Here is a 19,379-nt window from a genome sequence, read left to right on the forward strand (position 1 = left end):
CGCTTCTCTTACCTCTATAAAAACAAGATAAAGACAATGGAGAGCAACCCCTATGACGCAATCATCATCGCGCGCCGGTACCTTCGGCGCTATTCTCCGCGTGACCAGCGGTAATTTTCTCGAGCAATTCGACTTTTTTCTGTTCGGTTTTTACGCCACCTACATCGCCAGAACGTTCTTTCCGGCGGAAAGTGAGTTTGCGGCGTTAATGCTCACCTTCGCCGTGTTTGGTTCGGGCTTCCTGATGCGCCCTATCGGGGCGATAGTGCTGGGGGCCTATATCGACAGAATCGGGCGGCGTAAAGGGCTGATGGTGACGCTGGCGATTATGGGCTGCGGGACACTGCTGATAGCACTGGTCCCCGGCTATCACGCCATCGGCGTTCTCGCCCCCATTCTGGTATTAGTCGGCCGTCTGCTGCAGGGATTCTCGGCGGGCGTAGAGCTCGGCGGCGTGTCGGTCTACCTGTCGGAAATCGCCACCCCGGGGAAAAAGGGGTTCTATACCAGCTGGCAATCCGCCAGCCAGCAGGTGGCTATCGTGGTCGCGGCGCTGATTGGCTACGCGCTGAACGAAACGCTTGGCCATGATGAGATCGCCGAATGGGGCTGGCGTATCCCCTTCTTTATTGGTTGTCTGATCATTCCGCTGATTTTTGTACTGCGGCGTTCGCTACAGGAAACCGAAGCTTTCCTGCAGCGTAAACATCGTCCTGATACCCGAGAAATCCTGAGCACGATTGTAAAAAACTGGCGCATCATCTCGGCGGGCACCTTACTGGTGGCGATGACCACGACCACTTTTTACTTTATTACCGTTTATACCCCAACCTACGGGAGAGCCGTGCTGCATCTGAGCGCTCGCGATAGCCTGCTGGTCACCATGCTGGTCGGTATCTCTAACTTTATCTGGTTACCGATTGGCGGGGCAATTTCTGACAGAATAGGCCGTCGTCCGGTGCTGATGGGCATCACCCTGCTGGCGCTGCTTACCACCTGGCCGGTGATGCACTGGCTCACCGCCGCGCCGGATTTTACCCGTATGACGCTGGTCCTGCTCTGGTTCTCGTTTTTCTTCGGTATGTATAACGGCGCGATGGTCGCGGCGCTGACCGAAGTGATGCCGGTCTACGTCCGCACCGTGGGCTTTTCGCTGGCCTTTAGCCTCGCCACCGCTATCTTTGGAGGCTTGACGCCGGCTATTTCCACCGCGCTGGTCGAGATCACCGGGGATAAAAGCTCGCCGGGCTGGTGGCTGATGTGCGCTGCGCTATGCGGACTTGCCGCAACCGCCATGCTCTTTACTCGCCTGAGCCGCAGCTATCAGCCAGCAGAAATACCCCGCTAAAATAGCCGCGGGCGGAGTTTACGCTCCGCCCGCTTTGCCCGTCTCCGCCTGGATTAACGGGGCGTATTGTTGCTGCGGATCTCTTTCCAGAGCTGGTCGCAGCGCGCCTGCACGGCCTGATCGTTACCGGTTTTGCGCGCCTGGATACACTGTTGATAGTCCAGCACCCGCACGCTTTCCTGGGTGGCGAACTGCTGGTGCTGTTTCTCTTGCTTAAGCACGTTCAGTACGCTCTGACAGGCTTCAACCTTATCCGGGTTCCCCTCCGCGCTAGTAATGCAGGCGCTGTAGGCGTCTCTCAACTTTGAGTCTTCTTTCGGCGCTGGCGACTGCGTACAGGCAACCAGACCTGTTGCCATAATGGCGACAAGCAGTAACTTCTTCATAAATAACCTCGGGATATTGCGGCAGGCTCACGCCCGCCGCTCAGGCATCAGAAAATGGTGAACGGTGCGATAACCATGAACTTCACGTCGCGCTCATCCTGGAAGATGTTACCGTAACCGCCGCTCCAGCTCGGGATATCGGAGTGGTTGTCGTATTGCGTAAAGTGGAGTTTGAACAGCGTGCCCTTCGCGCGCCCTTCCTGAACGGTATACATGGCGTCCAGGCTATAGGCGGACTCTTCCAGGCGTTTATCCGGGTTGTAGTAGGCATCAGGCGAGGACATTCTGCCCGGCTTCGCATCCCAGGCATAGACATAAGATGCGCCAAAGGCCCAGCCCGGCATGTTCCAGTTCTTCATGTCATACATCGCGCCGAAGAACACCGCTTTTTCACCGTTGGCGTTGAAGTCCGAGCGGTTATCCCACCAGATATCCAGACGACCGTTAGAAGAGGCGTAGGTTGGCGTCATACGCTGCAGGAAGTAGCCCTGCTGGCCGTCAGCTTTAACCCAGGTTCCTTCCAGACGCAGGTCCAGCACGTCGGCCACCTTATAGCCAAAGGTCAATGCCTGCAGCCACGCGGTGCCGTCATAAATATCGTTAGCCCCGCCGTTGCTGACTTTATCGCGGGTGCCGTAGAACTGATAGCTGGTGGTTAACGGCGTGCCTGCAACATCAAATTTATAGCTGGCTTTGGCAAAATACTGGTCGATGTAACCCTGAGCCTGACCAAATGCCGCTTCCAGCACCAGGTCGTTTTTAAAATCATATTTGGCGCCGAGAGAGTGAAGGTAATCCACCTTGGTTTTCTTATCGTTCTGGTAGAACTCATCCATTTCAATATGCCACGGCGCTTTATACTCGTTCGTCCACATATAGGAGAAACTCAGCGCGCCCGCGTCGCCATAGTCAAAATTAGCGCCGGCTTCCGCGCCCTGATAGGTGCCGGGCATAAAGCTCCAGTGCGGAGCCAGCAGCGTTTGGCCGGTTGGCTGAATATAGCCCGCGCGCGCCCACGCCGGACCAAATTTAAATTTTGCGGCAGCTTTATACAGGCTGATCCCGCTCTTATCGCCGGAATAGTCTTCGTCGTAGGTTTTATTGCGCGAGGAGAAAGCGATTTCGTTCGGGTGACCGCTCTCGCTGCTTTCGCCCATTTCGATGGCGGTAAAGGCAGCAACGTCAATGCCGAACATATCGGCGGCGTAGCCGGACTGGAAGTCGAGGTTGGCGTTCCAGGTAGAGTGCGACAGGTTAGTTTTATATTTGTCGCCGTCGGTGACATCTTTACGGTCGCGTTCACGTTGCCAGTAATAGATGCCGCCGGTTAATGTTGAATCATCAATGAACCCTTCTGCTTTTGCATCCGGCACCATTGCAAATCCTGACAGGGCTGTGACACCGGCAATAGCCAGCGCCAGCGTACTACGTTTGCCACTAAACGTACGCATATGCATATCCTCTTTGACGTTTTAAAAGTGCGGTTACCAGGGCAACACGCAAAAAAATAAAATAAAAATACTTTAAAAGTGGTGCGGTAAAAATTCGCATAACCACTGGCTATAGACTATTTTTCGTGACGCGAATTATCAATCTCTTTCGCCGACCAAAGATGAAGATTATGACAAAGCGCACATAATTTATGTCTTTTTGTTTCAGTCTTAGAAGTCACACATTTAGCGGGGGAAGTGCTTGCAAAAACTGACAAAATTAAGAGAAATGGAAGCGATTACATATTTCCAGGGGATAAAGAGAAAGGGTTAAAAATCGCGTTTATTACAATCTGTAAACAAGATTAATTCGCATCGCGAAAATATGAGATTTTAATTCTCTGATTCTGAATAAAAAAAACGCCGCTGTAAGCGGCGTTGTCCTTCGCGGCGGAGAATTACGCGCCGGCTTTTGCCCATGTATCGCGCAGACCGACGGTGCGGTTAAACACCAGATTGGTTGCGGTTGCATAGCGGCTATCCAGGCAGAAATACCCTTCGCGCTCGAACTGATACGCTTTTTCCGGCTGCGCCTGCACCAGGCTTGGCTCGGCAAAACCCTGTTTGATAACCAGCGATTCCGGGTTCATCACCGTGAGGAAATCCTCCGCCGCGCCCGGGTTCGGTACGCTGAACAGGCGATCGTACAGACGGATTTCGACCGGCAGCGCGTGCGCCGCGCTCACCCAGTGAATCACGCCCTTCACCTTGCGGCCGTCGGCCGGATCTTTGCTCAGGGTGTCGGCATCATAGGTACAGAAAATCGTGGTGATATTGCCTTCCGCATCTTTCTCCACGCGCTCCGCTTTGATGACGTAAGCATTGCGCAGGCGAACTTCTTTGCCCAGCACCAGACGCTTGTACTGCTTGTTCGCTTCCTCGCGGAAGTCGGCGCGATCGATCCAGATTTCGCCGCTGAACGGCACCTCGCGGCTACCCATCTCCGGTTTATTGGGATGATTCGGCATAGTGACGATTTCGCTGCCGCCCTGCGGATAGTTTTCGATCACCAGCTTAACCGGGTCGATAACGGCCATGGCACGCGGGGCATTTTCGTTCAAATCTTCGCGGATGCAGGATTCCAGGGCAGCGATTTCGATAGTGTTGTCCTGCTTGGTCACGCCGATGCGTTTGCAGAACTCACGGATAGACTCTGCGGTATAGCCGCGACGGCGCAGGCCGGAAATGGTCGGCATACGCGGGTCATCCCAGCCTTCGACGTGTTTTTCCGTCACCAGCTGATTCAACTTACGCTTGGACATCACGGTGTATTCAAGGTTGAGGCGCGAGAATTCATACTGACGCGGATGCACGGGAATGCTGATGTTATCCAGCACCCAATCGTACAGGCGGCGGTTATCCTGAAACTCGAGAGTACACAGAGAGTGGGTAATTCCTTCCAGCGCATCGCTGATGCAGTGGGTAAAGTCGTACATCGGGTAGATGCACCACTTGCTTCCGGTCTGATGGTGATCGGCAAACTTAATACGGTACAGTACCGGATCGCGCATCACGATAAACGGCGAAGCCATATCGATTTTCGCGCGCAGGCAGGCTTTACCCTCGGCAAATCCACCGCTACGCATTTTTTCAAACAGCGCCAGGTTCTCTTCCACGCTGCGATCGCGATACGGGCTATTTTTACCCGGCTCTTTCAGGGTGCCGCGGTACTCACGGATCTCATCTGCTGACAGTTCATCAACGTAGGCCAGGCCTTTATTGATTAATTCAACCGCATACTGGTGCAGCTGATCGAAATAATCAGACGAGTAGCAAACATCCCCGGACCAGTGGAAACCTAACCACTGCACGTCGTTTTTAATCGACTCAACGTATTCGATATCTTCTTTCACCGGGTTGGTGTCATCGAAACGCAGGTTGCATTGGCCCTGGTAATCCTGAGCGATACCAAAGTTCAGGCAAATGGATTTTGCGTGGCCAATGTGCAGATAGCCGTTCGGTTCCGGTGGAAAACGGGTATGAACGGTGGTGTGCTTACCAGTAGCCAGATCTTCATCAATGATCTGACGAATAAAGTTAGTCGGGCGGGCTTCTGCCTCACTCATCGTGGGTTCCTCAAAGCGTAAACAACGTATAACGGCACATGATCTTACAAGCAGGGCGTAGAGACAACTATTAGTTACGCAAAATACGTATCAGAAGGAGATTATGGGGTTGTTTGCGGTAAAAAAAAGCGGCGCAGGTTTCGCTGCGCCGCCGAGGCATAAACGCCACTCAGGAGTCTTATTTGCCTTTAATTTCGTACAACGGCGTCTGGCCCGCTACAACCTTGCCGGTTGCCTGGATAACCAGCGCGCTGTAGTCGTCGCTGTTGCTGCATACGACCGGGCTAATCATCGAACGTGCGTTAGCGTTCAGGAACTCAAGATCCAGTTCCAGAATCGGCTGACCCGCTTTCACTTCCGCGCCCTCTTCCACCAGGCGTTTAAAGCCCTGGCCGTTAAGCGCAACGGTATCGATACCCATATGGACGACGATTTCCGCGCCGTTTTCCGTCTCCAGACAGAAAGCATGGTTAGTGTTGAAAATCTTCACTACGGTGCCCGCTGCCGGCGCAACAACAATCTTATCGGTCGGTTTCACCGCCACGCCGTCGCCGACAGCTTTGCTGGCGAAGGCTTCATCCGGCACCTGCTCCAGGGCCACAATGTCGCCAGTAATCGGCGAAACCAGCGCTTCGACGGTTTTCGCGTTAGCGACGGCCTGCGGTTTAGCGGCCGGAGCGGCTGCGGGCGCGCTGTTTGAAGTCGCTGCTGCTGCGGCAACCGGGCCGCGGGCAACCACTTTCTTCATTTCATCACCGACGGATTCGGCTTTCGCACCGACGATAACCTGGATGGTCTGCTTGTTCAGTTTAACCACACCGGAAGCACCGAGACGCTTACAGGCCGCATCGTTTACCAGCGCGGAGTCCGCAACGGTCAGGCGCAGGCGGGTAATGCAGGCATCGATCGCTTTCAGGTTATCAGTACCGCCAACCGCCGCAATGTAGTTGGTCGCCAGCTGGGTTAAGCCCTCTTCGGTATTGCTGTTGGCTTCTTCAGTGACCACATCATCCACTTTATCTTCACGACCCGGCGTTTTCAGATTGAACATGCGGATTACCGCGCTGAACAGCAGGAAGTAGATAACGAAGAAGACAACACCCATCACAATCAGCATCCAGACGTTCTTGCTGGCTGCCGGCAGGCTGTACATCAGAACATAGTCGATAGCGCCTGCAGAGAAAGAGAAGCCCGCATGGATACCCAGCGCCGTCGCAACGAACAGGCTGATGCCGGTCAGGATAGCGTGCAGGAGATACAGCAGCGGCGCCAGGAACATGAACAGGAATTCCAGCGGCTCAGTCACACCGGTCAGGAATGCGGTGATGGCAACCGACAGCAGCATACCGCCGACCATAGGACGACGCTCTTTAGGCGCCGCGAAGTACATCGCCAGCGCCGCGCCCGGCAGACCGAACATCATGATCGGGAAGAAGCCGGACATGAACATCCCCGCGGTGCCGTCACCGGCATAGAAGCGGTTGATATCACCGTGGAATACCGCGCCAGCAGCGTTAGTAAACTCACCAATCTGGAACCAGGCGATGGTGTTCAGCACCTGGTGCAGACCCGTCGGGATCAGCAGACGGTTGATGAAACCAAAGATACCGGAGCCGAGCGCGCCCGCGCCGACAATCCATTCACCACCAGCATGGATGGCGTTCTGCACCGGCGGCCAGACGTAGCCGAAGATGGCTGCCAGTACCAGACAGAAGAAGCCGGTTGCGATCGGCACAAAGCGTTTGCCGCCGAAGAAGCTCAGGAAGTCAGGCAGTTTGATGCCCGACCAGCGGTTATACACGGCGCCGCCGACCAGACCGGTAATGATACCTGCCAGGACGCCCATGTTGATGGCCGGGTTGATGGTGACCATCGCTTTAGTCAATACGAAGTAACCTACAGCCCCCGCCAGCGCTGCGGCACCGGCGCTGTCTTTTGACCAGCTGGATGCAACACCGATAGCGAAAATCAGCGCCAGGTTATCAAAGATTGCCCCGCCCGCCTGCGCGATAAACGAAATGTTAAGCAGATCGGGTTGCCCGAATCGCAGCAGCAGCGCCGCGACCGGCAGCACTGCGATAGGGAGCTGTAACGCCCTACCGAGTCGCTGGAAAAAACCTAAAATATTCATCTTATTCCCCCTATGAGACCCCGTTGAGGCTCATTAAAGCCACTTTATTATTGTGTAACCTGGTTAAATTTTTAACTTACCTGCAAAGTGTCTGAAAAATTAATTCGTCTCGCAAATTAAATGGCTATTTTTTGTGACAATAGTCACCAAATATCGTATTCACCTCCGCCTTTGACTGGCTAACAACGAAAACTTATTTTATCATTCAAAAAATCAACACGGATTGACCCCGGTCGGCGCAGTAACTGCAATACTCTTACTAGTATGCTGGCGCCAATCCGCCAGGTTCTAATTTAACTATTGAGGTGAACAATGAGACTGATCCCCCTGGTAACTGCTGAACAAGTCGGTAAATGGGCTGCCCGGCATATCGTTAACCGCATCAACGCGTTCAAACCGACTGCAGACCGTCCGTTTGTCCTCGGTCTGCCTACCGGCGGTACGCCTCTGACCGCTTACAAAGCGCTGGTTGAGATGCACAAAGCAGGCCAGGTTAGTTTTAAGCATGTTGTGACCTTCAACATGGATGAGTACGTTGGTCTGCCGAAAGATCACCCGGAAAGCTATCATAGCTTTATGCACCGCAACTTCTTTGATCACGTTGATATCCCGGCGGAAAATATTAATCTGCTGAATGGTAACGCGCCGGATATTGATGCAGAATGCCGTCGTTATGAAGAAAAAATTCGTTCTTACGGTAAAATCCACCTGTTTATGGGCGGCGTGGGTAACGATGGCCACATCGCTTTTAACGAACCAGCCTCTTCTCTGGCTTCACGCACGCGTATTAAAACCCTGACCCACGATACTCGCGTAGCGAACTCCCGCTTCTTCGACGGCGACGTTGATCAGGTGCCGAAGTACGCGCTGACCGTTGGCGTGGGGACCCTGCTGGACGCGGAAGAAGTGATGATTCTGGTGCTGGGCCATCAGAAAGCGCTGGCGCTGCAGGCGGCGGTTGAAGGCAACGTTAACCATATGTGGACTATTACCTGTCTGCAGCTGCATCCGAAAGCCGTTGTGGTCTGCGATGAGCCGTCCACCATGGAACTAAAAGTTAAGACCCTGAAATATTTCAACGAATTAGAAGCTGAAAACATCAAAGGTCTGTAATGTAGTCTCGTCCCGCGGCTGCCCCCGCGGGACAATCATTTTTGATAACCGGGGGTCGTAATGTATGCATTAACCCAAGGCCGGATTTATACCGGTCATGAAATTCTGGATGACCATGCGATTGTTATCGCCAATGGCCTTATCGAACGTATCTGTCCTCAAACAGAGCTGCCAACCGGTATCGAACAGCGCTCGGTTGATGGTGCAATCCTTGCCCCCGGTTTTATCGACGTCCAGCTTAACGGCTGCGGCGGCGTGCAGTTTAACGACACGGCGGACGCGGTGACCGTTGAAACGCTGGAAATTATGCAGAAAGCCAATGAACGCTCCGGCTGCACCAGCTATTTGCCCACCCTGATTACCGCCAGCGATGATCTGATGAAACAGGGCGTGCGCGTGATGCGTGAATACCTGCAAAAACATCCTCACCAGGCCCTGGGTCTGCATCTTGAAGGCCCGTGGCTGAATATTGTTAAAAAAGGCACCCACAATCCGGACTACGTACGTAAGCCGGATGCCGCGCTGGTCGATTTCCTGTGTCAAAACGCGGATGTCATCACCAAAATCACCCTGGCGCCGGAACGCGTGGAACCAGAAGTTATCCGTAAACTGGTCGCGGCAGGCATCATCGTTTCCGCCGGTCACTCCAACGCGACGCTCAAAGAGGCAAAAGTCGGCTTCCGCTCCGGCATCACTTTCGCTACCCATCTGTTTAACGCCATGCCGTATATCACCGGCCGCGAACCGGGTCTCGCCGGCGCGATTTTCGACGAGCCGGATGTCTACTGCGGTATTATCGTCGATGGTATGCACGTCGATTACGCTAACGTTCGCCTCGCTAAACGCCTGAAAGGCGATAAGCTGTGTCTCGTTACTGATGCAACGGCTCCGGCAGGCGCCAATATTGAGCAGTTCATTTTTGCTGGTAAAACAATATACTACCGGAACGGCCTGTGCGTAGATGAGAACGGTACCCTCAGCGGGTCTTCATTGACCATGATTGAAGGGGTGCGTAACCTCGTTGAGCATTGCGGCATCGCGCTGGACGAAGCGTTACGTATGGCAACGCTCTACCCTTCCCGTGCGATTGGCGTAGACAAACAGTTGGGCTGCATTGCCCCGGGGATGGTCGCTAACCTGACCGCATTTACCCGCGACTATAAAATCACCAAGACCATCGTTAATGGTAACGAGGTCGTCACTGAGTAAGTAAAGTATGACAGCAGGCGGACAGGCTCAAATTGGTAACGTCGATCTCGTAAAACAGCTGAACAGCGCGGCCGTTTATCGGCTCATCGATCAGCACGGCCCCATCTCGCGTATCCAGATTGCGGAACAAAGCCAGCTTGCCCCTGCCAGCGTAACGAAAATTACGCGTCAGCTTATTGAACGCGGGCTGATCAAAGAAGTCGATCAGCAGGCCTCCACCGGGGGCCGCCGCGCTATCTCCATCGTTGCGGAAACCCGCAGCTTCCACGCCATCGGTGTACGCCTGGGCCGCTATGACGCCACCCTGACGCTCTATGATTTGAGCAGCAAAACGCTTGAAGAAGAGCACTACCCGCTGCCGGAAAGAACCCAGGAAACCCTGGAACACGCGCTGCTAAATATCATTGCCGCCTTTATGGAGCGCTGCCAGCGTAAAATCCGCGAACTGATCGCCATCTCGGTGATCCTGCCGGGACTGGTCGATCCGGAAAGCGGCGTCATTCGCTACATGCCGCACATCCAGGTTGAAAACTGGGGTCTGGTCGAAGCGCTGGAAAAAAAGTTTAAGGTCACCTGTTTTGTCGGTCACGATATCCGTAGCCTCGCGCTGGCGGAGCACTACTTCGGTGCGAGCCACGACTGCGAAGACTCCATTCTGGTGCGCGTACACCGCGGAACCGGCGCGGGGATCATCTCCAACGGGCGGATTTTTATTGGCCGTAACGGTAACGTCGGCGAAATCGGCCATATTCAGGTCGACCCCTTAGGCGAGCGCTGCCACTGCGGTAACTTCGGTTGTCTGGAGACCGTCGCCGCCAACGCGGCAATTGAACATCGCGTTCGTCATCTGCTGGAACAGGGTTATCAGAGCAAAATCTCCCTCGATGACTGTACGATCAAAACAATCTGTAAAGCCGCGAATAAAGGCGATGCGCTGGCCTGCGAGGTGATCGAGCACGTTGGCCGTCATCTGGGTAAAACTATCGCCATCGCCATTAACCTGTTTAATCCGCAAAAAGTGGTGATTGCCGGTGAGATCGTCGAAGCGGAAAAAGTGCTGTTGCCGGCTATTGAAGGCTGCATTAACACCCAGGCGCTGAAGGCATTCCGTAAAAATCTGCCGGTGGTCCGTTCTACGCTCGATCATCGTTCTGCCATCGGCGCTTTTGCTCTGGTCAAGCGCGCGATGCTTAACGGGATCCTGCTCCAGCGTTTGCTGGAAAGCTAAAGCCGCTTTATAGTTTCGCCTTTCTTTAACGATGTCGGACAGTCCATGACCATTCAAAACGTAATTTGTGATATTGACGGCGTGCTGATGCACGACAATGTGGCCGTACCGGGCGCCGCCGAATTCATCAAGCGCATTCTCGAAAAAGAGATGCCGCTGGTGATGCTGACTAACTACCCTTCGCAGACTGGCCAGGACCTGGCGAACCGCTTTGCGACCGCCGGAATTGATGTCCCTGATACCGCCTTTTATACCTCAGCGATGGCCACGGCGGATTTTCTGCGCCGTCAGGAAGGTAAAAAAGCCTATGTGGTCGGCGAAGGCGCGCTGATTCACGAACTGTACAAAGCCGGCTTTACCATCACTGACGTCAATCCTGATTTCGTTATCGTCGGTGAGACCCGATCCTTTAACTGGGAGATGATGCATAAAGCGGCTTTTTTTGTCGCCAACGGCGCGCGCTTTATCGCCACTAACCCGGATACGCACGGCCGCGGCTACTATCCGGCCTGCGGCGCGCTGTGCGCCGGCATCGAGAAAATCTCCGGGCGTAAGCCGTTCTATGTCGGTAAACCAAGCCCGTGGATCATCCGCTCCGCGCTGAATAAAATGCAGGCGCATTCGGAACAAACGGTTATCGTCGGCGATAATCTGCGCACGGATATTCTGGCGGGCTTCCAGGCCGGTCTGGAAACTATCCTGGTGCTTTCGGGCGTTGCCACGCTCGATGATATCGACAGCATGCCGTTCCGCCCCTCATGGATTTACCCTTCCGTTGCGGAAATTGATATTTTCTGAATAAAACCACGTCTCATGACGTGGTTTTTCTCTTTTAAAGCCCCAAAAAAGCCCTTCATCTAATAAAAAAGCCTCATTATTAAATATCATTCAATGAAAGCGCTTAAAACATGCTCTTTTTTCACTATTCAGCAATCGTCATTGCATTATTTCCTTTTCCAGCCGTAAAACCCTTGCGCCCTCCGCCCCTTTGCGGCATTTTCTTAAGCACGCACCAGGGCTTCGCAACGAGACGAAGCCTGCACAACATCAAATAAGACAGGGTAACGGAGAAGGCTATGTGTTCGATTTTTGGCGTACTGGATATTAAAACTGACGCAGGCGAGCTGCGTAAAAAGGCACTGGAACTCTCCCGCCTGATGCGCCACCGCGGTCCGGACTGGTCCGGCGTCTATGCCTGCGATAAAGCCATTCTGGCGCATGAACGCCTGTCAATCGTTGACGTGAACGCCGGCGCACAGCCGCTGTATAATGCCGCAAAAACGCACGCGCTCGCCGTCAACGGGGAAATCTACAACCACCAGGCGCTGCGCGCGGAATACGGCGATCGCTATGCCTTCCAGACCGGTTCCGACTGCGAAGTCATCCTCGCGCTGTATCAGGAAAAAGGTCCGGACTTCCTCGACGATCTGCAGGGAATGTTTGCTTTCGCGCTCTACGACAGTGAAAAAGACGCGTACCTGATTGGTCGCGACCACATCGGGATTATCCCGCTGTATATGGGCCACGACGAACACGGCAACTTCTACGTCGCTTCGGAAATGAAAGCGCTGGTACCGGTCTGCCGCACGATTAAAGAGTTCCCGGCAGGCAGCTACCTGTGGAGCAAAGATGGCGAAATTCGCCAGTACTATCAGCGCGACTGGTTCGACTATGACGCGGTGAAAGACAACGTCACGGACAAAAACGAACTGCGTCAGGCGCTGGAAGAGTCGGTGAAAAGCCACCTGATGTCCGATGTTCCGTACGGCGTACTGCTCTCCGGCGGCCTGGACTCATCGGTAATTTCCGCTATCACCAAGAAATTTGCCGCCCGCCGCGTCGAGGATCAGGAAAAATCCGAAGCCTGGTGGCCGCAGCTGCACTCTTTCGCCGTTGGGCTGGAAGGCGCCCCCGATCTGAAAGCCGCGCAGGAAGTGGCTAACCATCTGGGTACCGTGCATCACGAGATCCACTTTACGGTCCAGGAAGGGCTGGACGCGATTCGCGATGTTATCTATCACATTGAAACTTACGATGTCACCACCATCCGCGCTTCGACGCCGATGTATCTGATGTCGCGTAAAATCAAAGCGATGGGCATCAAAATGGTGCTCTCCGGCGAGGGTTCTGATGAAGTGTTCGGCGGCTATCTCTATTTCCATAAAGCGCCAAACGCCAAAGAGCTGCACGAAGAGACCGTACGCAAACTGCAGGCGCTGCACATGTTCGACTGCGCCCGTGCGAACAAGGCGATGTCCGCCTGGGGCGTTGAAGCCCGCGTGCCGTTCCTCGATAAGAAGTTCCTTGATGTGGCAATGCGTATCAACCCGCAGGATAAAATGTGCGGCAACGGTAAAATGGAAAAACATATTCTGCGCGAATGTTTTGAATCTTATCTGCCAGCAAGCGTCGCCTGGCGGCAGAAAGAGCAGTTCTCTGACGGCGTCGGTTACAGCTGGATCGACACCTTAAAAGAGGTGGCCGCTGAACAAATTTCCGATCAGCAGTTGGAAACGGCCAGCTTCCGCTTCCCGTACAACACGCCATCGTCGAAAGAAGCCTATCTGTATCGTGAGATCTTTGAAGAGCTCTTCCCGGTACCGAGCGCCGCAGAATGCGTGCCTGGCGGCCCGTCCGTCGCCTGCTCCTCCGCAAAAGCGATCGAGTGGGATGAATCTTTCAAAAAAATGAACGATCCGTCCGGACGCGCGGTGGGCGTACACCAGTCGGCCTACTAAGCCTCGTTTTTTGCCAAACGGACTCTTCGGAGTCCGTTTTTACTTTGAGCCTTATTTAAGCCGCTAAAAACGATAAATAACCAATAATTGCCGATTATTGCGCCACGCTGTTCGCAACCTAACCAAACAGTTACTTTCAGCCCATTTTCAATGAAAAAGAGGTTGACGCTTCAAAGCTCAATACGCATAATGCGCCCCGCAACGCCGATAAGGTAACGCGAAAAAAAAGATGGCTACGTAGCTCAGCTGGTTAGAGCACATCACTCATAATGATGGGGTCACAGGTTCGAATCCCGTCGTAGCCACCATCTTTTTTGCGGGAGTGGCGAAATTGGTAGACGCACCAGATTTAGGTTCTGGCGCCGCAAGGTGTGCGAGTTCAAGTCTCGCCTCCCGCACCATTTACTCGTTCGCGTTGTAAGTAAAAGTTTTTTGTTGGGGTATCGCCAAGCGGTAAGGCACCGGTTTTTGATACCGGCATTCCCTGGTTCGAATCCAGGTACCCCAGCCATATTTTCGATGTTTGCGGTTCACCGCGACGGTATTGGGGTATCGCCAAGCGGTAAGGCACCGGTTTTTGATACCGGCATTCCCTGGTTCGAATCCAGGTACCCCAGCCATCGAAAATAGAATACGTATCTGGCTACGTAGCTCAGCTGGTTAGAGCACATCACTCATAATGATGGGGTCACAGGTTCGAATCCCGTCGTAGCCACCATATCAAGGAATTATTGATTCAGTTCGATAAATCCAGAAAGAAATTGGGGTATCGCCAAGCGGTAAGGCACCGGATTCTGATTCCGGCATTCCGAGGTTCGAATCCTCGTACCCCAGCCAATTTCAAAAGACGCTCGCTTCAGAGGAGCGCTTGTTGAAGTCTCTCCAGGCTGTGATTAAGTCTGACTTCAGCACAAGATAGCCAAAATAAAATTGGGGTATCGCCAAGCGGTAAGGCACCGGATTCTGATTCCGGCATTCCGAGGTTCGAATCCTCGTACCCCAGCCAATAAATAGCAAAAAGCTCGCTTCGGCGAGCTTTTTGCGTTCTGGTATTTCGGCGATACCGGCGGAACTTCCCGACCCGGCCGCATCTACGGCAGCCGGGCCGCTCAACGTTACAACCCCAACGCGTATTTCAACGCCTGACGCTTCAGTCCGCCAGCGCGCTCGGCCGCCATCAGCCCAATATTTCTCAGTATCCGCACCGGTGGCAAATCGTTGCTAAATCCGGCGTAAAACAGATCCATCCCCGACTGCATAATAAAGTTGTCCGCCTGACGGCGCGTCTGGTAGCGCTTGAGCACCGGTAGGCTGGCCCACTCTTCGCCGTGGGCTTTTGCCCTGGCCAGGACATCCAGCAGCGCATCGACATCGCGATAGCCCAGATTGACCCCCTGCCCCGCCAGCGGATGAATGGTGTGCGCAGCATCGCCCACCAGCGCCAGCCCAGGTTTGACATACTGCAATGCATGGCGACGGGTCAGCGGAAACGCGCCCGCGCTTAGCGGCGTCATCTCTCCCAGCCGCGCCGGGAAGTGGTGATTAATTTCCTGCTGTAGCTGAGCCATGCTCATGCCCTGCAGCTGGCGAATCCTCGCCGGCGTGTCGTACCACACCAGCGAAGCCCAATGATCGAACAGCGGTAAAAACGCCCGTGGCCCCGCAGGGGTAAACTGCTGCCAGGTACTATCGCCGGGATCCTCCGCGCACTGCACGCTGATCAACATACAGGATTGTTGGTACTGCCAGGCATGGATACCGATTCCTGCTAGCTGCCGCACCTGTGAACTGGCGCCGTCCGCGCCCACCAACAGCCGCGCATCAAGCTGGCTGCCATCGGTCAGCGTGACCGAAGCGTGCGTCTCTGCGCGACGCATCTCCTGAAGCGATGTGCCCACCCGCAGGGTGATGTTCTCGTGGGTCTCCAGCGCCTGCCATAGGGCACGCTGCAGGACGTTATTCTCTACCATATAGCCCAGTTCCGGCAGCTTCAGCTCCGCGGCGTTAAACACCACATGCGCGCTTTCCCACTCCCAGGTCTCGAGCTGGCGATAGGCATGGGCGCGCATGGACCGCACGCTATCCCAGACCCCCAGGCCTCTCAGCAGCCCTACCGATGAGGCGCCGATCGCCGAAATACGCACGTCAGGCGTGGAAGAAGCGTCAAAAGCCGGCGGCGCGTTTTTTTCAATGACCGTCACCGTAAAGCCCTGCTGCGCCAGGCCTAGCGCCAGGGCGCCGCCGACCATCCCGCCGCCAACGATAACGACATCTGTTGCATGAATTGTCATGGCTATTATCCTTAAACCCGAATCTCCTCAGTTTACCGGATTTTTATTCGGCTTGCGGTGATTACGGTCGTACTGGTCAGGGCGCGGTCAAAGCATTACAATACGCGCCCTGCAATCCTGGCTTTATATCCGTCACCCTTCACATTGCAGAGCAACATCCGGTGAAGACGCTGACTTTGGGTATACCTAATTAAGCATGAGCAAGTCGATGACAAAAAAACTCCATATTAAAACCTGGGGCTGTCAGATGAACGAATACGATTCATCAAAGATGGCCGATCTGCTGGATGCCACCCACGGGTATCAACTCACCGAAGTGGCGGAAGAAGCGGATGTGCTGCTGCTCAATACCTGCTCAATCCGTGAGAAGGCTCAGGAAAAAGTTTTCCATCAGCTAGGACGCTGGAAGCTGTTAAAAGAGAAGAACCCCAACCTGATCATTGGCGTTGGCGGCTGCGTGGCTTCTCAGGAAGGCGATCATATTCGCCAGCGCGCCCACTATGTCGATATTATTTTTGGGCCGCAGACCCTGCACCGTCTGCCGGAAATGATCAACTCGGTACGAGGCAACCGCAGCCCGGTCGTCGATATCAGCTTCCCGGAAATCGAAAAGTTCGACCGCCTGCCGGAACCGCGCGCCGAAGGCCCAAGCGCCTTTGTTTCCATCATGGAAGGCTGCAATAAGTACTGCACCTACTGCGTGGTGCCTTACACCCGCGGTGAGGAAGTGAGCCGCCCAAGCGACGATATACTGTTTGAAATCGCCCAGCTTGCGGCTCAGGGCGTACGTGAAGTCAACCTGCTCGGGCAGAACGTGAACGCCTGGCGCGGGGAAAACTACGACGGCACCACCGGTAGCTTTGCCGATCTCCTGCGTCTGGTTGCGGCGATCGACGGTATCGACCGGATCCGCTTTACCACCAGCCACCCCATCGAGTTCACCGACGATATCATCGAGGTTTACCGCGATACGCCGGAGCTGGTCAGCTTCCTGCACCTGCCGGTACAGAGCGGTTCCGACCGCGTGCTGAACCTGATGGGCAGAACCCATACGGCGCTGGAATATAAAGCGATTATCCGTAAACTGCGCGCGGCGCGTCCGGATATTCAGATCAGCTCCGACTTCATCGTCGGCTTCCCTGGCGAAACCACCCAGGATTTCGAGCAGACCATGAAGCTGATTGCCGATGTGAATTTCGACATGAGCTACAGCTTCATCTTCTCCGCGCGTCCGGGAACGCCGGCGGCCGATATGGTCGACGATGTACCGGAAGAGGATAAGAAGCAGCGTCTGTATATTCTGCAGGAGCGCATCAACCAGCAGGCGATGGCCTGGAGCCGCCGTATGCTCGGCACCGTGCAGCGCATTCTGGTGGAAGGTACCTCACGCAAGAGCATCATGGAGCTGTCTGGCCGCACCGAGAATAACCGCGTGGTGAACTTCGAAGGCTCGCCTGAGATGATCGGTAAGTTTGTTGATGTCGAGATCACCGACGTCTGGACAAACTCCCTGCGCGGTAAAGTAGTGCGCACCGAGGACGAAATGGGTCTGCGTATCGCGGAAACCCCGGAGTCGGTGATTGCCCGTACCCGTAAAGAAAACGATTTGGGCGTCGGCATCTACCAGCCATAATCCGTTCAGGCCTGCCGCTCCGGCAGGCCTTGTATTTCCTCTCCTGAACCCAATATCTACAGCGATGCTTGCGCCATATTCCGATGACGTGAATAATTTCCTGACCGGCTACCCTCCGGCTATCAATGTATAAGAGGAACAGTTTGAATACAGACACTCGCGAAATCACCCTTGAGCCCGCGGACAACGCCCGTCTGCTGAGCCTGTGCGGCCCGTTTGATGACAACATTAAACAGCTGGAACGCCGTCTCGGCATCGAGATTAACCGTCGTGACAACCACTTTAAACTGACCGGCCGGCCGATTTGCGTCACCGCAGCGGCGGATATCCTGCGCAGTCTGTACGTTGATACCGCACCGATGCGCGGCGAAATTCAGGATATTGAACCGGAACAAATTCATCTGGCGATCAAAGAAGCCCGCGTGCTGGAGCAGAGCGCCGAAAGCGTGCCGGATTACGGCAAGGCCGTGAATATCAAAACCAAGCGTGGCGTGATTAAGCCGCGTACGCCGAATCAGGCGCAGTACATCGCCAATATTCTTGACCATGATATTACCTTCGGCGTCGGCCCTGCCGGGACCGGGAAAACCTACCTGGCGGTCGCCGCAGCGGTAGACGCGCTGGAGCGCCAGGAGATCCGCCGTATTCTTCTGACCCGTCCGGCGGTTGAGGCCGGCGAAAAACTGGGCTTCCTGCCCGGCGATCTGAGCCAGAAAGTGGACCCGTACCTGCGGCCGCTGTACGACGCGCTGTTTGAGATGCTCGGCTTCGAGAAAGTTGAAAAGCTGATTGAGCGCAACGTGATTGAAGTCGCGCCGCTGGCCTATATGCGCGGCCGTACGCTGAACGATGCGTTCATCATTCTTGATGAAAGCCAGAACACCACCATCGAACAGATGAAAATGTTCCTGACTCGTATCGGCTTTAACTCTAAGGCGGTCATTACCGGCGACGTCACACAGATTGACCTGCCGCGCAGCACCAAATCGGGCCTGCGCCACGCAATTGAAGTGCTGGCAGAAGTCGATGAGATTAGCTTCAACTTCTTCCATAGCGAAGACGTGGTGCGCCATCCGGTGGTTGCCCGTATCGTTAACGCCTATGAAGCCTGGGAAGAAGCAGACCAGAAACGTAAAGCAGAGCTGGCCGCCGAGCGCAAACGCGAAGCCCAGGAACAGGAGCATAAATGAGTCAGGTCATTCTCGATTTACAGCTGGCTTGCGAAGATAACAGCGGAATGCCGGATGAAGCCCTGTTTCAGCGCTGGGTCGATAGCGTTATTCCGCAGTTCCAGGAGGAGTCGGAACTCACGATTCGGCTGGTTGATGAAGCGGAAAGCCACGAGCTGAACCTGACCTATCGTGGGAAAGATAAACCGACTAACGTGCTCTCTTTCCCCTTCGAAGCGCCGCCCGGCATCGAAATGCCGCTGCTTGGCGATCTGGTCATCTGTCGTCAGGTGGTCGAGCAGGAAGCGCAAGAGCAAGGTAAACCGCTGGAGGCGCACTGGGCGCATATGGTCGTCCACGGTAGCCTGCATCTTTTGGGCTATGACCATATTATTGATGAAGAAGCGGAAGAGATGGAATCCCTCGAAACGGAGATAATGCTTGCTCTGGGCTATGAGGATCCGTACATTGCCGAGAAGGAATAACCTGTTGCCGGCTTTGCCGGCGACTGGCCGCTATGCCGGGCGCTGAGTATACGCGTGACGAGCGACTATTTAACCAACATGAGAACCCATAC

The 19,379-nt window shown here is 54.6% G+C and carries 14 protein-coding genes and 7 tRNA genes; 16 read left to right on the top strand and 5 right to left on the bottom strand.

Going from position 1 to position 19,379, the window contains the following annotated elements:
• Positions 1-52 precede the first annotated feature (52 nt).
• Positions 53-1,348 carry an MFS transporter gene (locus K2184_RS27270; protein WP_098992280.1) on the top strand — a complete coding sequence of 432 codons (1,296 nt, stop codon included), beginning with the start codon at positions 53-55 and terminating at the stop codon, positions 1,346-1,348.
• A gap of 53 nt (positions 1,349-1,401) precedes the next feature.
• Here K2184_RS27270 and chiQ read toward each other — a convergent pair whose 3' ends face one another.
• From chiQ to nagE, 4 genes are all read right to left on the bottom strand, one after another.
• Positions 1,402-1,734 (bottom strand): ChiQ/YbfN family lipoprotein, encoded by a 333-nt coding sequence (gene chiQ / locus K2184_RS27275; protein WP_004100227.1) that lies wholly within the window; start codon positions 1,732-1,734, stop codon positions 1,402-1,404.
• Positions 1,735-1,781: 47 nt separating this feature from the next.
• A complete protein-coding gene (chiP, locus tag K2184_RS27280; protein WP_004100225.1) occupies positions 1,782-3,185 on the bottom strand; it encodes a chitoporin ChiP in 1,404 nt (467 codons plus the stop codon).
• A 437-nt stretch (positions 3,186-3,622) separates the two neighbouring features.
• Positions 3,623-5,290, bottom strand: coding sequence for a glutamine--tRNA ligase (glnS, locus tag K2184_RS27285; protein ID WP_163525206.1), 1,668 nt, complete (start codon positions 5,288-5,290; stop codon positions 3,623-3,625).
• Between the two features lie 178 nt (positions 5,291-5,468).
• On the bottom strand, positions 5,469-7,421 hold the full coding sequence (nagE, locus tag K2184_RS27290; RefSeq protein ID WP_004100222.1) for a PTS N-acetyl glucosamine transporter subunit IIABC: 1,953 nt from the start codon (positions 7,419-7,421) through the stop codon (positions 5,469-5,471).
• Positions 7,422-7,733: 312 nt separating this feature from the next.
• Between nagE and nagB the strand changes: the two genes are divergently transcribed.
• The 12 genes from nagB (at position 7,734) to K2184_RS27350 (ending at position 14,715) form a co-directional block, all read left to right on the top strand.
• Positions 7,734-8,534 (top strand): glucosamine-6-phosphate deaminase, encoded by an 801-nt coding sequence (gene nagB, locus K2184_RS27295; RefSeq protein ID WP_004100220.1) that lies wholly within the window; start codon positions 7,734-7,736, stop codon positions 8,532-8,534.
• A gap of 60 nt (positions 8,535-8,594) precedes the next feature.
• Positions 8,595-9,743: an N-acetylglucosamine-6-phosphate deacetylase gene (gene nagA / locus K2184_RS27300; RefSeq protein ID WP_004100218.1), complete on the top strand. Its 1,149-nt coding sequence runs from the start codon at positions 8,595-8,597 to the stop codon at positions 9,741-9,743.
• A 7-nt stretch (positions 9,744-9,750) separates the two neighbouring features.
• Complete coding sequence (gene nagC, locus K2184_RS27305; protein ID WP_004100216.1) at positions 9,751-10,971, top strand: DNA-binding transcriptional regulator NagC; 1,221 nt, start codon at positions 9,751-9,753, stop codon at positions 10,969-10,971.
• Positions 10,972-11,016: 45 nt separating this feature from the next.
• A complete protein-coding gene (locus tag K2184_RS27310) occupies positions 11,017-11,769 on the top strand; it encodes an HAD-IIA family hydrolase (RefSeq protein ID WP_004100215.1) in 753 nt (250 codons plus the stop codon).
• 278 nt (positions 11,770-12,047) lie between these two features.
• Positions 12,048-13,709, top strand: coding sequence for an asparagine synthase B (gene asnB / locus K2184_RS27315; RefSeq protein WP_004100213.1), 1,662 nt, complete (start codon positions 12,048-12,050; stop codon positions 13,707-13,709).
• Between the two features lie 231 nt (positions 13,710-13,940).
• Positions 13,941-14,017: transfer RNA gene (locus K2184_RS27320), tRNA-Met, on the top strand.
• Positions 14,018-14,025: 8 nt separating this feature from the next.
• Positions 14,026-14,110, top strand: a tRNA-Leu gene (locus K2184_RS27325).
• Between the two features lie 35 nt (positions 14,111-14,145).
• Positions 14,146-14,220, top strand: a tRNA-Gln gene (locus tag K2184_RS27330).
• A gap of 34 nt (positions 14,221-14,254) precedes the next feature.
• Positions 14,255-14,329, top strand: a tRNA-Gln gene (locus tag K2184_RS27335).
• A 21-nt stretch (positions 14,330-14,350) separates the two neighbouring features.
• A tRNA-Met gene (locus K2184_RS27340) sits at positions 14,351-14,427 on the top strand.
• Between the two features lie 44 nt (positions 14,428-14,471).
• Positions 14,472-14,546: transfer RNA gene (locus K2184_RS27345), tRNA-Gln, on the top strand.
• Positions 14,547-14,640: 94 nt separating this feature from the next.
• A tRNA-Gln gene (locus K2184_RS27350) sits at positions 14,641-14,715 on the top strand.
• A 109-nt stretch (positions 14,716-14,824) separates the two neighbouring features.
• Here the strand turns inward: K2184_RS27350 and ubiF are convergent.
• Complete coding sequence (gene ubiF, locus K2184_RS27355) at positions 14,825-16,000, bottom strand: 3-demethoxyubiquinol 3-hydroxylase (RefSeq protein ID WP_017146348.1); 1,176 nt, start codon at positions 15,998-16,000, stop codon at positions 14,825-14,827.
• Between the two features lie 208 nt (positions 16,001-16,208).
• Here ubiF and miaB point away from each other — a divergent pair, with 208 nt between their 5' ends.
• The 3 genes from miaB to ybeY all read left to right on the top strand — a co-directional run bounded on the left by miaB (position 16,209) and on the right by ybeY (position 19,287).
• Positions 16,209-17,633 (top strand): tRNA (N6-isopentenyl adenosine(37)-C2)-methylthiotransferase MiaB, encoded by a 1,425-nt coding sequence (miaB, locus tag K2184_RS27360; protein ID WP_004111391.1) that lies wholly within the window; start codon positions 16,209-16,211, stop codon positions 17,631-17,633.
• Positions 17,634-17,776: 143 nt separating this feature from the next.
• Positions 17,777-18,823: a PhoH family protein gene (locus tag K2184_RS27365; RefSeq protein ID WP_004100205.1), complete on the top strand. Its 1,047-nt coding sequence runs from the start codon at positions 17,777-17,779 to the stop codon at positions 18,821-18,823.
• Positions 18,820-19,287, top strand: coding sequence for an rRNA maturation RNase YbeY (gene ybeY / locus K2184_RS27370; protein WP_004100202.1), 468 nt, complete (start codon positions 18,820-18,822; stop codon positions 19,285-19,287). The genes K2184_RS27365 and ybeY overlap by 4 nt, the downstream gene beginning before the upstream one ends.
• Positions 19,288-19,379: the final 92 nt, after the last annotated feature.

Source organism: Klebsiella sp. K5-306 (assembly GCF_051835185.1).
Classification (GTDB): domain Bacteria; phylum Pseudomonadota; class Gammaproteobacteria; order Enterobacterales; family Enterobacteriaceae; genus Klebsiella; species Klebsiella oxytoca.